We start from the raw sequence: 13,062 nt of genomic DNA, 5'->3' as shown, positions 1-13,062 counted from the left end.
GACGTTAAGAATCCATGTCACTTTGAGTGCCCACACAGATTGTCTGATAAATTGTTAAAGAGCAGTGCAACGCGGCTTTCGCTCACCGTTGCGAGGTGGCGTATATTACGCTTTCCTCTTTCAGAGTCAACCCGTTATTTCAGGATTTTTTCTCTTCAACCGACCGGGTTGTTTGTGAAGTGATTCACATCCGCCGTGTCGATGGAGGCGCATTATAGGGGGCCGCCGAGGAATGACAAGCGGAAAAATGCATTTTTATTTCAACCGCTCATCTTTTCACCAGAAAGGCTATTTTTGGTGCTTTTTAATCTCTTTTGGCAGCTCGGCCAGACTATTAATTACCCAATCCGCCGCATTCTCAGCTTCTGGCGTCACAGGCTTGCCGGTGCGTACTAATATTTTGGTCCCTACACCCGCTGCTGTGGCTGCCTGCATATCTTCCAGTTTATCGCCCACCATATAAGAAGCCGCCATATCAATGTGCAGGAACTCCTGCGCAGAGATGAACATCCCCGGATGCGGCTTACGGCAATCACAGGTCTGACGATACTCTTCTACGGTTCCCTGTGGGTGGTGTGGACAATAATAGATGCCATCGAGATCCACACCGCGGTCGGCCAGCGACCAGTCCATCCATTCCGTCAGCGTTTCGAACTGCGCTTCGGTGAATTTACCGCGTGCAATACCGGACTGGTTCGTCACCACCACCAGCGCATACCCCATCTCTTTCAGCTGGCGCATGGCATCTATTGCGCCCTCGATAAACTCGAACTCATCAATCTCATGGACATAACCGTGATCCACATTAATAGTGCCATCACGATCGAGAAAAATTGCGGGTACTGATTTTGCCACCGGTTTGCTCCTGAAAAAGGCATGTTCAACTAGTATCTCATGAATCGCAGCGCAATAAAGTGCTCATCGTGCATAGTTGGATTGATTTAGACGTCTGGATGCCTTAACATCCGTTTTGTTTACGGTCATCCCCCGTATCTGGCAGAAGAAAATGCCACGGCTAACTTACATACGATAAAAATAATCTAATGATTAAACTTTCCAATATCACCAAAGTGTTCCAGCAGGGGAACCGAACCATTCAGGCGCTGAACAATGTCAGCCTGCATGTTCCTGCTGGTCAAATTTATGGCGTCATTGGCGCATCGGGTGCAGGTAAAAGCACGCTGATCCGTTGTGTTAACCTGCTTGAGCGTCCAACCCAGGGCAGCGTAGAAGTTGGCGGCCAGGAACTCACCGCCCTTTCAGAGAAAGAACTCACCAAAGCGCGTCGTCAGATTGGCATGATTTTCCAGCACTTTAACCTGCTGGCTTCCCGCACCGTGTTCGGCAACGTTGCCTTACCCCTTGAGCTGGATAACACGCCGAAAGAAGAAGTAAAGCGTCGCGTCATCGAGCTGCTCGACCTCGTGGGTCTTGGCGACAAACATGATAGCTATCCGGCAAATCTGTCCGGCGGGCAAAAACAACGTGTGGCCATCGCCCGCGCGCTGGCCAGCAATCCTAAGGTACTGCTGTGCGATGAGGCCACCAGCGCACTGGATCCCGCAACCACGCGTTCTATTCTGGAACTGCTGAAGGACATTAATCGTCGTCTGGGCCTGACGATCCTCCTTATTACGCACGAAATGGATGTGGTGAAACGCATCTGCGACTGCGTGGCGGTCATTAGCAACGGTGAACTGATCGAGCAGGACACGGTAAGTGAAGTGTTCTCGCATCCGAAAACCCCGCTGGCGCAGCAGTTCATCCAGTCCACCCTGCATCTGGATATCCCGGAAGACTATCTGGAGCGTTTGAAGACCGAACCCGCTGCTGACAGCGTCCCGATGCTGCGCATGGAGTTCACCGGTCAGTCCGTTGATGCTCCCCTGCTTTCCGAAACCGCGCGTCGCTTTAACGTGAACAACAACATCATCAGCGCGCAGATGGATTACGCCGGTGGCGTGAAGTTCGGCATCATGCTGACAGAAATGCACGGCACACAAGAAGAAACCCAGGCAGCTATTGCCTGGCTGCAAGAACATCACGTAAAAGTAGAGGTACTGGGTTATGTCTGAGCCGATGATGTGGCTGCTGGTTCGCGGCGTTTGGGAAACGCTGGCAATGACCTTTGTCTCTGGCTTCTTTGGTTTTGTGATTGGCCTGCCGGTCGGCGTGTTGCTGTACGTGACGCGTCCGGGTCAAATCATTGAGAACGCGAAGCTGTACCGTACGCTCTCTGCGCTGGTGAACATCTTCCGTTCTATCCCGTTCATTATTTTACTGGTGTGGATGATTCCGTTTACCCGCGTGATCGTCGGAACGTCTATCGGTCTGCAGGCGGCGATCGTTCCGCTGACCGTTGGCGCTGCGCCGTTTATCGCCCGTATGGTGGAGAACGCCCTGCTGGAAATCCCAACCGGTTTGATCGAAGCTTCCCGTGCGATGGGTGCCACGCCGATGCAGATCGTCCGCAAGGTTCTGTTGCCTGAGGCGCTGCCAGGGCTGGTGAATGCGGCAACTATTACGCTTATCACCCTGGTCGGTTATTCCGCGATGGGCGGTGCCGTTGGTGCCGGCGGTTTAGGTCAGATTGGTTACCAGTACGGCTATATTGGATATAACGCTACCGTGATGAATACCGTTCTGGTATTGCTGGTTGTTCTGGTTTACTTAATCCAGTTCTCTGGCGATCGCATCGTCCGGGCTGTTACGCACAAATAACGTTACACACAACACAAACTCTACGAGTTAAGGATAAAACATGGCGTTTAAATTAAAGACCTTCGCAGCAGTAGGCGCGCTGATCGGCTCTCTGGCACTGGTGGGTTGCGGTCAGGACGAAAAGGATCCAAACCACATTAAAGTGGGCGTTATCGTGGGTGCAGAACAGCAGGTTGCAGAAGTTGCTCAGAAAGTAGCAAAAGAGAAGTATGGCCTGGACGTAGAGCTGGTCACCTTCAACGATTACGTTCTGCCGAACGAAGCGCTGAGCAAAGGCGATATCGACGCGAATGCCTTCCAGCATAAGCCATACCTGGATCAGCAGATTAAAGATCGCGGCTATAAACTGGTGGGTGTCGGTAACACCTTCGTTTATCCGATTGCCGGTTACTCTAAGAAAATTAAATCACTGGACGAACTGCAGCCAGGCTCTCAGGTTGCCGTGCCTAACGACCCGACTAACCTTGGTCGTTCCCTGCTGCTGCTGCAGAAAGTGGGCCTGATCAAACTGAAAGACGGTGTTGGCCTACTGCCAACCGTTCTGGATGTCACCGAAAACCCGAAAAATCTGAAAATCGTTGAACTGGAAGCACCGCAGCTGCCACGTTCCCTGGACGATGCACAGATTGCCCTGGCCGTTATCAACACCACTTACGCCAGCCAGATTGGCCTGACACCAGCTAAAGACGGTATCTTTGTTGAAGATAAAGACTCCCCGTACGTTAACCTGATCGTGACTCGCGAAGACAACAAGGACGCGGAAAACGTGAAAAAATTCGTTCAGGCCTATCAGTCAGATGAAGTTTACCAGGAAGCCAACAAAGTGTTTAACGGCGGCGCTGTTAAAGGCTGGTAATCTCACCTCAGTGTAATATCATCAGGACGGGCTTATGCCCGTCTTGTCATTTGTGCAGTCAACTGATTCAATATCTGACGTTTTGATTATCCATTGAGGAAATATTATGCGTGCTTTACCGATCTGTCTTTTAGCACTCATGCTGAGCGGCTGTTCTATGCTAAGCAGATCTCCCGTTGAACCTGTTCAAAGCACGGCAACCCCGCCAAAGACCGAGCCTGCGAAACCGAAAGTGGTTCGCCCTGCGCCGGTTCGCATTATCACGAAAGCGGATGAACTCGTCGGTAAACCGTTCCGTGAACTGGGCGAAGTGAGCGGCGAATCCTGTCAGGCGACCAATCAGGACTCACCACCAAATATTCCGACAGCGCGTAAACGCATGCAGATTAATGCCGCAAAAATGAAAGCTAACGCGGTTCTGCTGCACAGCTGTGAAGTCACCAGCGGCACGCCGGGCTGCTACCGTCAGGCGGTTTGCATCGGCTCTGCGCTGAACATCACGGCGAAATGAGTGCATTTCAGTTCGAGCAGATAGGCGTTATCCACTCTCCTTATAAAGAGAAGTTCGCCGTCCCTCGCCAGCCCGGTCTGGTCACCAGCGGAAGCGGTGAGCTTCAACTGATTGCGCCTTACAATCAGGCCGATGCGGTACGCGGGCTCGAGGCTTTCAGCCATTTATGGGTGGTGTTCGTGTTTCACCAGACGATGGAAGGCGGCTGGCGACCTACCGTGCGTCCTCCTCGTCTTGGCGGCAATGCGAGAATGGGCGTGTTTGCAACGCGCTCGACCTTCCGTCCAAACCCGGTTGGCATGTCGCTGGTTGAACTGAAAGGCATACGCTGCCAGAAAGATCGGGTGATACTGGAGTTAGGTAGCATGGACCTGGTCGACGGCACGCCGGTTATCGACATCAAGCCCTATTTGCCCTTCGCCGAAGCCCTCCCGAACGCGCGTGCAAGTTATGCTCAGGACGCACCACAGGCGGACATGCCGGTGTATTTTACGCCTGAGATAACCGCACAGCTCGGTCAGCTGGAGAAACGCTATCCTCGCTTACGGGATTTCATCACCGAAGTTCTGGCACAGGACCCGCGCCCGGCCTACCGTAAAGAAGAGGAAGCAGGAAAAACGTACGCCGTCTGGCTGATGGATTTTAACGTTCGCTGGCGCGTCACCGGGGCAGGTTTTGAAGTGTTTGCCCTTGAACCCAGGTAATTTTGTTCTCCTCTCTTTTGGCATCTTTACCACACTGGTAAACTAAACCACTTTTTTTGTGTCAGGCTGGTGTTTCAGCCTGTTCCAATCGTCGAAATGGAACCGTAACAACATGCGTACTAGCCAATATCTGCTCTCCACTCTGAAGGAGACGCCTGCCGACGCCGAAGTGATCAGCCATCAGCTGATGCTGCGCGCCGGGATGATCCGCAAGCTGGCCTCCGGGTTATATACCTGGCTGCCGACCGGCGTGCGCGTCCTGAAAAAAGTCGAAAACATCGTGCGTGAAGAGATGAACAACGCCGGTGCTATCGAGGTGTCCATGCCTGTGGTTCAGCCCGCTGACCTGTGGCAGGAGAGTGGCCGTTGGGAACAATATGGTCCTGAACTGCTGCGCTTCGTCGATCGCGGCGAGCGTCCGTTCGTTCTCGGCCCAACGCATGAAGAAGTTATTACCGACCTGATTCGTAATGAGCTGAGCTCTTACAAACAGCTGCCGCTGAACTTCTTCCAGATCCAGACCAAGTTCCGTGACGAAGTTCGCCCGCGTTTCGGCGTCATGCGCTCTCGCGAATTCCTGATGAAAGATGCCTACTCTTTCCATACCTCTCAGGAATCACTGCAAGAGACTTACGACGCAATGTACGCGGCATACAGCAAAATCTTCTCTCGCATGGGTCTGGATTTCCGTGCTGTGCAGGCTGATACCGGCTCCATCGGCGGTAGCGCATCCCATGAGTTCCAGGTACTGGCGCAGAGCGGTGAAGACGATGTGATCTTCTCTGACTCTTCAGACTACGCGGCGAACATCGAATTTGCAGAAGCGCTGGCACCAAAAGAACCGCGTGCTGCGGCAACGCAAGAGATGACGCTGGTTGATACGCCAAACGCGAAAACCATCGCTGAGCTGGTTGAGCAGTTCAATCTGCCGATCGAAAAAACCGTGAAAACGCTGCTGGTGAAATCCACCGAAGGCAGCGCTTACCCGCTGGTTGCCCTGCTGGTGCGTGGCGATCATGAGCTGAACGAAGTGAAAGCCGAGAAGCTGCCGCAGGTAGCCAGCCCGCTGACGTTCGCCACGGAAGCGGAAATCCGCGCCGTGGTCAATGCGGGTCCAGGTTCACTGGGTCCAGTCAATCTGCCGGTGCCTGTTGTTATTGACCGCACGGTAGCCGCGATGAGCGACTTCTCCGCTGGTGCGAACATCGACGGTAAACACTACTTCGGCATCAACTGGGATCGCGACGTGGCGACGCCGGAAGTGGCTGACATCCGTAACGTGGTCGCAGGCGATCCAAGCCCGGACGGCCAGGGTACCCTGATGATTAAGCGCGGCATCGAGGTCGGTCACATCTTCCAGCTGGGCGATAAATACTCTCGTGCGCTGAACGCCGCCGTTCAGGGCGAAGATGGCCGTAACCAGATCCTGACCATGGGTTGCTACGGTATCGGGGTGACGCGCGTGGTGGCTGCGGCGATTGAGCAGAACTACGACGAGCGCGGCATCGTCTGGCCGGACAATATCGCGCCGTTCCAGGTCGCCATTCTGCCAATGAACATGCACAAGTCTTACCGCGTGCAGGAGCTGGCCGAGAAGCTGTATGCCGAGCTGCGCGCTCAGGGCATCGAAGTGCTGATGGATGACCGTAAAGAGCGTCCGGGCGTGATGTTCGCCGATATGGAACTGATCGGCATCCCACACACCGTCGTTATCGGCGACCGTAACCTCGACAGCGATGAGATTGAATACAAATACCGTCGCAGCGGCGAAAAACAGATGATCAAGACCGGCGACATCCTTGATTACCTGGTGAAAGCCATTAAAGGCTAAACAAAAAAACCCCGCTCAGGCGGGGTTTTTTAATGGTGCTACGTCAGCTTATTTACTGTTACAGTCTTTGCCCGCAATAAATTTCGCGCCTTTATCCGCCACCAGCGTTTTCACCATCTCTCCGCTATCCGGGTTTGGTTCAAGCGTAAAGTGACCGTCAACCGTCAGCAATACCGGCTTGCTGTCATTACCGCGTGCTACGGCGTAATCACGTTCAAGCTGCGCATTGTTTGCCACGCTAACCTTCCTGCCGGTTGCGCAGTCGGTAAAGATCGCCGCATCCGCCATATAGAAGTACATCCCCCGCATTGCCATAGGCGTGGCAGGCAGAGCCGCTTTTACCGGCGCAAGCGTGTAGTTGAACTGGGATTCAATCGGGTTGCCTTCGCGGTCAAGCATCTCCATCCCCTCGCCTTTGGCGCGGAAAAAGGTTTTCTCACCGGAGGTATCCGTCAGAACCAGCTTCTCAGCCGTACGCGCCCATGTTCCGTAAGTTGCAAATGACGAGGGTTCTTTAGCGCCCTGATAGCGCTGGTTCATTACCCAGGTGCCGTCTTTTTGCAGGAACAGAGACGTCTCAATGCCTTCGCAGTCTGCGCAAGGCAATACGCCGCGCCAACTCTGCTGCATTGGTTTTAACTCTTCCGTTTGCGTGGGTTGTAACACCTGCGTTTCGGAGCGGTTGTTACACCCGAAAAGCGCAAACAGCGTGCTCACTGCCAGCGCTGACCATAATGCTTTTTTCACAATGAATTCCTTATGAAAATTGTGTTCCCTTTCGTCACTCTGTTGGGCGACGAACTTTACCGCGTAGTGCTTTCACTGTGGATTTTTGGGCCTTCGAGGACAGCCGACGCTCTTTCGATGCGCGGGTTGGCCGCGTTGCCCGGCGGCTTTTTTGTACTGCCGTTAATTCTTTGATGACCGCCACCAGCCTGGCTATCGCCGCTTCCCGGTTGAGCTCCTGGCTGCGGTACTCCTGGGCTTTGATCACAATCACACCATCGCTGGTGATCAGGTGATGGCTGGCAGCAAGCAGGCTTTCTTTATAATACTCTGGCAGGCTCGAGGCCCGAATGTCAAAACGCAAATGGATAGCCGTCGACGCCTTGTTGACGTGCTGCCCACCGGCCCCCTGAGCACGGATGGCGGTAATCTCCAGCTCGTTGTCAGGAATGCTGACGTTACGGGACAAGACGATCATGACGCGGGCTGCCACGCCGTCAAATGAATTTCCAGATTATTCTGAGAATCAGAGAGCCAGATGGCGCCATCCTGAATCGTCGCCTGCAACACCATGGTCCGGCTGGCAAACTCGCTCAGCTGAGCCAGCTGCTCATCATCCAGATACCAGACCGTGAGATTTTTAAACTGTCCGCACTTGCTCTTGTTCTGCTGCCACCAAATCTCCGCAGCGCGCTGATTATACGCGAATAAGGCCACTTCAGCGGACTGGGTGCAGGCCTTCTTAATTCTGCGCTCGTCAGGCAGGCCGAGTTCGATCCACAAGTCGATACCCAGATGATCGTTGCGCAGCCAGGCTTCAGGCTCGTCTTCTGCACTTAACCCACGGGTAAACTGCAGACGCTCGTCGGCGTACTTAATCCACGCCAGCAGGCGCAGCATCATGCGCTCCTGGGTTTCCGAGGGATGGCGTGCCAGCGTAAGCGACGCGTCGAGGAACTGGTTGCGATCAAGATCGGCCACATTGACCACTGCTTTATAAATTGTCGCTTTCAGCGCCATGAGAGAACTCCATTCGAATCAGGCACTCATTGTAGCTAAAACCGCGGCAAAAGGCTGTTATGGGGTGATAAATACACCGCTATCAAGGCGCTGATATTGCTTAAATGAGTATGGTATAGTCACCTTGCTAAACCGAGTTTATCTTCGTAGGCTTAATGATATCTCACAGTAAGTCAGTGCGCTGGCGGGAGGGGATGTGAATAATTATTGTGAGTTAATTCGCAAACGGTATGCGGAAATCGCCAGCGGAGATCTGGGGTATGTCCCGGACGCGTTGGGCTGTGTATTGAAAGTGCTTAATGAAGTGGCCTCTGATGAGAGCCTTTCAGAGTCGGTCAGGGAAAAAGCAGCATATGCTGCGGCGAATTTACTGGTGAGCGATTATGTCGATGAATGATACTTATCAACCCATCAATTGTGATGACTATGACAACCTCGAACTCGCCTGCCAGCATCATTTATTACTGACGCTGGAGCTAAAAGATGGCGAAGTGTTGAAGGCAAAAGCCAGCGATCTGGTTTCACGCAAGAATGTGGAATACCTGATAGTGGAAGATGCCGGTGCGACGCGTGAGCTGCGTCTGGACAAAATAGCCAGCTTCAGCCACCCGCAAATCGGCACCGTCGTGGTGAGCGAATCCTGATGACACTAACGGGCAGCCTGGCTGCCCGTTACGCTTTCTGCCACTCAAAACGGACACCCTCTTCTGTCCAACCCTCTTCCGTAATGAAAACCCCTGCCGCAGCAATCAACGTTTCACCATAGAACAGCAGCGGCGTGGTGTCGCGCAGCCACGGCGGCACGTTGCACTCCTGCCAGATTTTCTTCAGCTTGCGTCCCCCGTTGCGCCCGACAATATGCAGCATGCCGCCAGCCTTGAAGCGCACGGTGACCGGTTCACCGGGCTTCGGCAGCCGCACATGACCAGACGACAGGAGAGAAACGCGTCCTGCCTCACCAGGCAATACCAGCGGTGCGTCAGGAGAAAGCCAGTCGAGCACTACATCAGTCAGCGAGGGCATGGACTTTATCCACCAGAGTTCCCCTTTATAGCGTCTAACGTCAAAACCATTCAGGTGGACGCACGGGGAAGCATCATCACGCGCCATGGCAACTTCGTCCCAGATACGGCTCAGCATCGCCCGCGATGGCATTGCCGCATGATGAGAGGCCAGCCAGCGGCGTAACAGCGCGGCGCGACGTACCGGGCTCATCGCTTGCATCGGGGCGATCGCCAGCCCTCCGTCGGCAGAAATCAGCCCAGCCAGCTCGCCGCTCAACAGCTCGTCCAGCAACGACTCCTGTTCGGCGCACAGCATGGCGCTTCTTGCCGTCGCGTCGGCGAAATGCGGCCAGCGCTCGCTTAAAAGCGGAAGGACGCGCAGACGAAGGAAGTTGCGGTCATAGCCGTCATCCCGGTTGCTCTCATCTTCAATCCAGTTCAGCTGATATTCTCGCGCCCAGGCTTCAAGCGAGGCGCGCGTCTCGCCAAGCAGCGGACGCAGTAACGTTGTACCGGCAAAGTCAGAACGCGCCGGCATGGCAGAAAGCCCCGCCGGCCCGCTGCCCCGCTTAAGCGCAAGTAGAAAGGTTTCACACTGATCGTCCAGGTGCTGGGCCGTGACCAGCGCTTCTCCGGTACGTAATGCCCCGGCAAACGCGGCATAGCGGGCTTTACGTGCCTGCGCCTCGATGCCCAGCCCTTCCTCCGCAAGCATGACGCGTTCAACGATGAGCGGGATCGCCCAGGCCGCACACAAGGCTTCGCAGTGCGCCACCCACTCCTCTGCGTGAGGACTTAATCCGTGATGAATATGCATCGCCCGGAGCTGGACGTCAGGTTCCCGATCGCGCCAGCGCTTAAGGCGATGGAGCAGAACGGTGGAATCCAGGCCACCGCTAAACCCCACCAGCAGCTGGCGGTACGGTGAAACGACTTGTGCGATAGCGGGTAAGGTCATAGGGAATTACACATAAAAAATGCCCGAACTGAGCGGGCATTATCACACAGGACGAACATTACTGCTGATAAAGCTCCAGCGGCAGGCCGTCCGGGTCGTTGAAAAAGGTAAAGCGCTTGTCGGTGAACGGATCGACGCGAATCGCTTCGCACGTCACGCCGTGTGCTTCCAGATGCTTAACTGCGCTATCCAGGTCATCGACGCTGAAGGCAAGATGGCGCAGGCCGCAGGCTTCCGGGCGGGACGGACGAGCAGGAGGAAAAGGAAAAGAGAACAGTTCAATCACATACTGCCCGTTTAACGCCAGGTCGCCCTTCCAGGAGTCACGCTCCTCGCGGTAGGCCTCACTCATAAGCGTAAAGCCAAGGATGTCGCAGTAGAAGGCCTTACTTTTCGCGTAATCGGTCGCAATGATCGCAATATGATGAACAGCTTTTAAACCCAGCATAGCTTCTCCTTTTTATGATCCCTGAACGTTACAACCGAAAACCCGCACCATGCAAGCGGTCACCCTTATTTTAGGACTCGCACCCAGTAAACGCCGTTTTCGTCGCGCTTCGCACCGTGGATATCCGTCTCAAAACCGGGATAGTGACGCCCTACCGAACAGAGCATCAGCAGGAAATCGAGCACGGCCCGACTCTCTTCGGTAATCATCTCTCCCGGCATCAGGAGCGGTACGCCCGGCGGGTAGGGCAGGATCATGTTCGCCGATACGCGCCCGACCAGGTTTTCCAGCTCAACGGTTTCGACCTCCCCTTTCACCTGGCGCTGCCATGCCTTGTGCGGGGTAAACTTCATCTCCGGTAAGACATCGAACGCCTGAAGCATCAGACGCGGTAGATCGTGCTGACGGATCAGCCTGTGGATCCCCTGGGCCAGATCCTGAATGCGCATATTACGGTAGAAGTCAGGATCCTCCGCATAGAGATCCGGCAGCATGTTCTTCACCCGCAGGTTGAGATCGTAGGCTCGCTTAAACTCCATCAGCCCGCGCAGCAATCCCATCGCCCGGGTTTTGTCGATCCCGATGCTGAACAGGAACAGCAGGTTATAGGGACCGGTTTTCTCCACCACCACGCCACGTTCATCAAGGAATTTCGCGACCAGCGCGGCCGGAATACCTTCATCGCTCATCCTGCCCTGCTCGTCCATGCCCGGCGTCAGGATCGTCACTTTTACCGGGTCGAGGAACATATGGTCGCTATCGGCATCCCGGAAGCCATGCCAGTCTTCGCCGGGCGAGACGGGCCAGCATTCTGCCTCATCAATCTCTTCCGGCTGCCAGATATCAAAGAACCAGCCGTCGGCTTCATCTTTCAGCCGCTGCACCTCTTTACGGAAATGCAGCGCGCGCTCCACCGAACGGTTGATGAGACGTTTACCCGGGTTGCCGCGCAGCATCGCCGCGGCCGTTTCGATAGACGCCACCAGCGGATAGCTCGGCGAGGTGGTGGTATGCATCATAAAGGCTTCGTTAAAGGTCTCTTCGTCGTACTCACCTTTAATGTGAATAAGCGAAGCCTGGGAAAACGCGGCCAGCATTTTGTGCGTCGACTGCGTTTCGAAGAATACTTTGCCCGGCACGCGCTCGCCGCTCATGCCGCTTTTACCCGCGTAAATCGGGTGGAAATTAGTGTAAGGCACCCATGCGGAATCGAAGTGAATCGACGGCACGTCCAGCGTCTTTTTGATCCAGTTTGTGTTGTACAGCAGACCGTCGTAGGTCGAGTTGGTGATGACCGCATGGACAGGCCAGCTTGCGCCAGGGATCGTCGCGACCTTACTTTCAATGGCTTCATGCGTGAACTCCCGTCGCGGAATGCCGCCAAGAATACCGAGCGCGTTACGCGTGGGCGACAGCCAGAGCGGTACAACGTCGCTCATCATCAGCAGGTGCGCCAGCGACTTATGGCAGTTACGGTCAATCAGCAGGGTACTCCCCGCAGGCGCGGCATACATCCCGACGATTTTGTTCGAGGTTGAGGTGCCGTTGGTCACCATATAGCTCTGCTCGGCCCCAAAGGTGCGGGCGATATACTCTTCGGCTTCCAGATGTGGGCCGGTGTGATCCAGCAGAGAGCCTAATTCGGTGACCGAAATTGACACGTCCGCTTTCAGCGTGTTGCCACCAAAGAAGTCATAGAACAGGCAGCCCACCGGGCTTTTTTGGTAGGCCGTCCCCGCCATATGGCCTGGCGTACAGAAGGTATATTTCCCCTCCTTCACGTAGGTGAAGAGCGCGCGGGTAAACGGTGGAGTGATGTTATCGAGATATTCATTCGTGTATTGCTGAATTCGGGTCGCAATATCGTCCGCCACGCCGAGGGAATATTCAAAAAACCACAGCGCCATACGCATATCATTGGCGCTGACGTCCATGGTTGAGTGAGTATTAATAAATGCGTACAGCGGGAGGTATTCGTTCAGCTTGTTGATGTCGCTGCACAGTTCGAGATCATATTCGTCCCAGTCGAAGATCACGCCGCAGATACGCGGGTTGTGCTCGATGAACTTCAGCAGGTCGGCGCTGTTGTGCGGCCAGATTAGCTGATACCCACGCGACTGCAGGGCTTGCTCCAGCTCCTTAATCGGCTCATCTTTATAAAAGACGCCGTGTGGCCCCATAATGGCAATGATATTCATGGGCTTCCTCCTTTAAAAACATTAGCTAAGCATAGCCCGGCTAAACCGCAGGTATAAAAAAAGCCGCAACAGTGTGCGGCTTTTC

15 protein-coding genes are annotated in these 13,062 nt (G+C 54.6%); 8 read left to right on the top strand and 7 right to left on the bottom strand.

The genetic code is table 11. The features are described from left to right. Positions 1-288: 288 nt before the first annotated feature. The gene (gmhB, locus tag USH94_RS10120; protein WP_111963981.1) at positions 289-855 is read right to left on the bottom strand and encodes a D-glycero-beta-D-manno-heptose 1,7-bisphosphate 7-phosphatase; all 567 of its coding nucleotides are present in this window, start codon (positions 853-855) and stop codon (positions 289-291) included. Positions 856-1,043: 188 nt separating this feature from the next. Here gmhB and metN point away from each other — a divergent pair, with 188 nt between their 5' ends. The 6 genes from metN to proS all read left to right on the top strand — a co-directional run bounded on the left by metN (position 1,044) and on the right by proS (position 6,623). Next, positions 1,044-2,075, top strand: coding sequence for a methionine ABC transporter ATP-binding protein MetN (gene metN, locus USH94_RS10115; RefSeq protein WP_111963982.1), 1,032 nt, complete (start codon positions 1,044-1,046; stop codon positions 2,073-2,075). Next, on the top strand, positions 2,068-2,721 hold the full coding sequence (locus USH94_RS10110) for a methionine ABC transporter permease MetI (RefSeq protein ID WP_003856130.1): 654 nt from the start codon (positions 2,068-2,070) through the stop codon (positions 2,719-2,721). The genes metN and USH94_RS10110 overlap by 8 nt, the downstream gene beginning before the upstream one ends. Before the next feature lie 40 nt (positions 2,722-2,761). Then, complete coding sequence (metQ, locus tag USH94_RS10105) at positions 2,762-3,577, top strand: methionine ABC transporter substrate-binding lipoprotein MetQ (protein ID WP_014168729.1); 816 nt, start codon at positions 2,762-2,764, stop codon at positions 3,575-3,577. Positions 3,578-3,683: 106 nt separating this feature from the next. Continuing rightward, positions 3,684-4,088, top strand: a complete 405-nt coding sequence (gene rcsF / locus USH94_RS10100; protein WP_008501883.1) for an Rcs stress response system protein RcsF — start codon at positions 3,684-3,686, stop codon at positions 4,086-4,088. Then, positions 4,085-4,792 (top strand): tRNA (N6-threonylcarbamoyladenosine(37)-N6)-methyltransferase TrmO, encoded by a 708-nt coding sequence (gene tsaA, locus USH94_RS10095; RefSeq protein ID WP_111963983.1) that lies wholly within the window; start codon positions 4,085-4,087, stop codon positions 4,790-4,792. Before rcsF ends, tsaA begins: the two co-directional genes overlap by 4 nt. A 112-nt stretch (positions 4,793-4,904) precedes the next feature. Next, positions 4,905-6,623: a proline--tRNA ligase gene (gene proS, locus USH94_RS10090; protein WP_111963984.1), complete on the top strand. Its 1,719-nt coding sequence runs from the start codon at positions 4,905-4,907 to the stop codon at positions 6,621-6,623. A 48-nt stretch (positions 6,624-6,671) separates the two neighbouring features. Here proS and nlpE read toward each other — a convergent pair whose 3' ends face one another. Genes nlpE through USH94_RS10075 form a run of 3 tightly spaced genes read right to left on the bottom strand, consistent with a single transcriptional unit; the run spans position 6,672 to position 8,369 of the window. Beyond that, complete coding sequence (gene nlpE / locus USH94_RS10085) at positions 6,672-7,370, bottom strand: envelope stress response activation lipoprotein NlpE (protein ID WP_111963985.1); 699 nt, start codon at positions 7,368-7,370, stop codon at positions 6,672-6,674. Between the two features lie 34 nt (positions 7,371-7,404). After that, positions 7,405-7,827 carry an alternative ribosome rescue aminoacyl-tRNA hydrolase ArfB gene (gene arfB, locus USH94_RS10080; RefSeq protein WP_032649720.1) on the bottom strand — a complete coding sequence of 141 codons (423 nt, stop codon included), beginning with the start codon at positions 7,825-7,827 and terminating at the stop codon, positions 7,405-7,407. After that, entirely contained in the window at positions 7,824-8,369 is a 546-nt protein-coding gene (locus tag USH94_RS10075; RefSeq protein WP_023310470.1) for a YaeQ family protein, read from the bottom strand. Before USH94_RS10075 ends, arfB begins: the two co-directional genes overlap by 4 nt. Positions 8,370-8,565: 196 nt before the next feature. Here USH94_RS10075 and USH94_RS10070 point away from each other — a divergent pair, with 196 nt between their 5' ends. Together USH94_RS10070 and rof are read left to right on the top strand one after the other, a co-directional pair. Then, positions 8,566-8,766, top strand: coding sequence for a YaeP family protein (locus tag USH94_RS10070; protein WP_008501889.1), 201 nt, complete (start codon positions 8,566-8,568; stop codon positions 8,764-8,766). Then, positions 8,753-9,013: a Rho-binding antiterminator gene (gene rof, locus USH94_RS10065; protein WP_008501890.1), complete on the top strand. Its 261-nt coding sequence runs from the start codon at positions 8,753-8,755 to the stop codon at positions 9,011-9,013. Before USH94_RS10070 ends, rof begins: the two co-directional genes overlap by 14 nt. A 28-nt stretch (positions 9,014-9,041) precedes the next feature. Here the strand turns inward: rof and tilS are convergent, their stop codons facing one another. The 3 genes from tilS to USH94_RS10050 all read right to left on the bottom strand — a co-directional run bounded on the left by tilS (position 9,042) and on the right by USH94_RS10050 (position 12,977). Then, positions 9,042-10,331, bottom strand: a complete 1,290-nt coding sequence (tilS, locus tag USH94_RS10060) for a tRNA lysidine(34) synthetase TilS (RefSeq protein WP_111963986.1) — start codon at positions 10,329-10,331, stop codon at positions 9,042-9,044. Between the two features lie 58 nt (positions 10,332-10,389). Then, positions 10,390-10,779 carry a VOC family protein gene (locus USH94_RS10055; protein ID WP_023334583.1) on the bottom strand — a complete coding sequence of 130 codons (390 nt, stop codon included), beginning with the start codon at positions 10,777-10,779 and terminating at the stop codon, positions 10,390-10,392. A 65-nt stretch (positions 10,780-10,844) separates the two neighbouring features. Next, positions 10,845-12,977 carry a lysine decarboxylase LdcC gene (locus USH94_RS10050; protein ID WP_111963987.1) on the bottom strand — a complete coding sequence of 711 codons (2,133 nt, stop codon included), beginning with the start codon at positions 12,975-12,977 and terminating at the stop codon, positions 10,845-10,847. Between the last annotated feature and the right edge of the window lie 85 nt (positions 12,978-13,062).

Origin of the sequence: Enterobacter sp. 148H3 (genome assembly GCF_034107425.1) — a bacterium.
GTDB lineage: Bacteria > Pseudomonadota > Gammaproteobacteria > Enterobacterales > Enterobacteriaceae > Enterobacter > Enterobacter vonholyi.
This window is presented reverse-complemented; position numbering and strand designations above follow the sequence as displayed.

Excerpts from the sequence above, each read along its gene's own strand:
- tsaA (WP_111963983.1), top strand. The coding sequence starts at position 4,085 with ATGAGTGCATTTCAGTTCGAGCAGATAGGCGTTATCCACTCTCCTTAT.
- USH94_RS10055 (WP_023334583.1), bottom strand. The coding sequence starts at position 10,779 with ATGCTGGGTTTAAAAGCTGTTCATCATATTGCGATCATTGCGACCGAT.
- USH94_RS10110 (WP_003856130.1), top strand. The coding sequence starts at position 2,068 with ATGTCTGAGCCGATGATGTGGCTGCTGGTTCGCGGCGTTTGGGAAACG.
- USH94_RS10050 (WP_111963987.1), bottom strand. The coding sequence starts at position 12,977 with ATGAATATCATTGCCATTATGGGGCCACACGGCGTCTTTTATAAAGAT.
- metN (WP_111963982.1), top strand. The coding sequence starts at position 1,044 with ATGATTAAACTTTCCAATATCACCAAAGTGTTCCAGCAGGGGAACCGA.
- tilS (WP_111963986.1), bottom strand. The coding sequence starts at position 10,331 with ATGACCTTACCCGCTATCGCACAAGTCGTTTCACCGTACCGCCAGCTG.
- arfB (WP_032649720.1), bottom strand. The coding sequence starts at position 7,827 with ATGATCGTCTTGTCCCGTAACGTCAGCATTCCTGACAACGAGCTGGAG.
- rof (WP_008501890.1), top strand. The coding sequence starts at position 8,753 with ATGTCGATGAATGATACTTATCAACCCATCAATTGTGATGACTATGAC.
- rcsF (WP_008501883.1), top strand. The coding sequence starts at position 3,684 with ATGCGTGCTTTACCGATCTGTCTTTTAGCACTCATGCTGAGCGGCTGT.
- proS (WP_111963984.1), top strand. The coding sequence starts at position 4,905 with ATGCGTACTAGCCAATATCTGCTCTCCACTCTGAAGGAGACGCCTGCC.
- metQ (WP_014168729.1), top strand. The coding sequence starts at position 2,762 with ATGGCGTTTAAATTAAAGACCTTCGCAGCAGTAGGCGCGCTGATCGGC.
- USH94_RS10075 (WP_023310470.1), bottom strand. The coding sequence starts at position 8,369 with ATGGCGCTGAAAGCGACAATTTATAAAGCAGTGGTCAATGTGGCCGAT.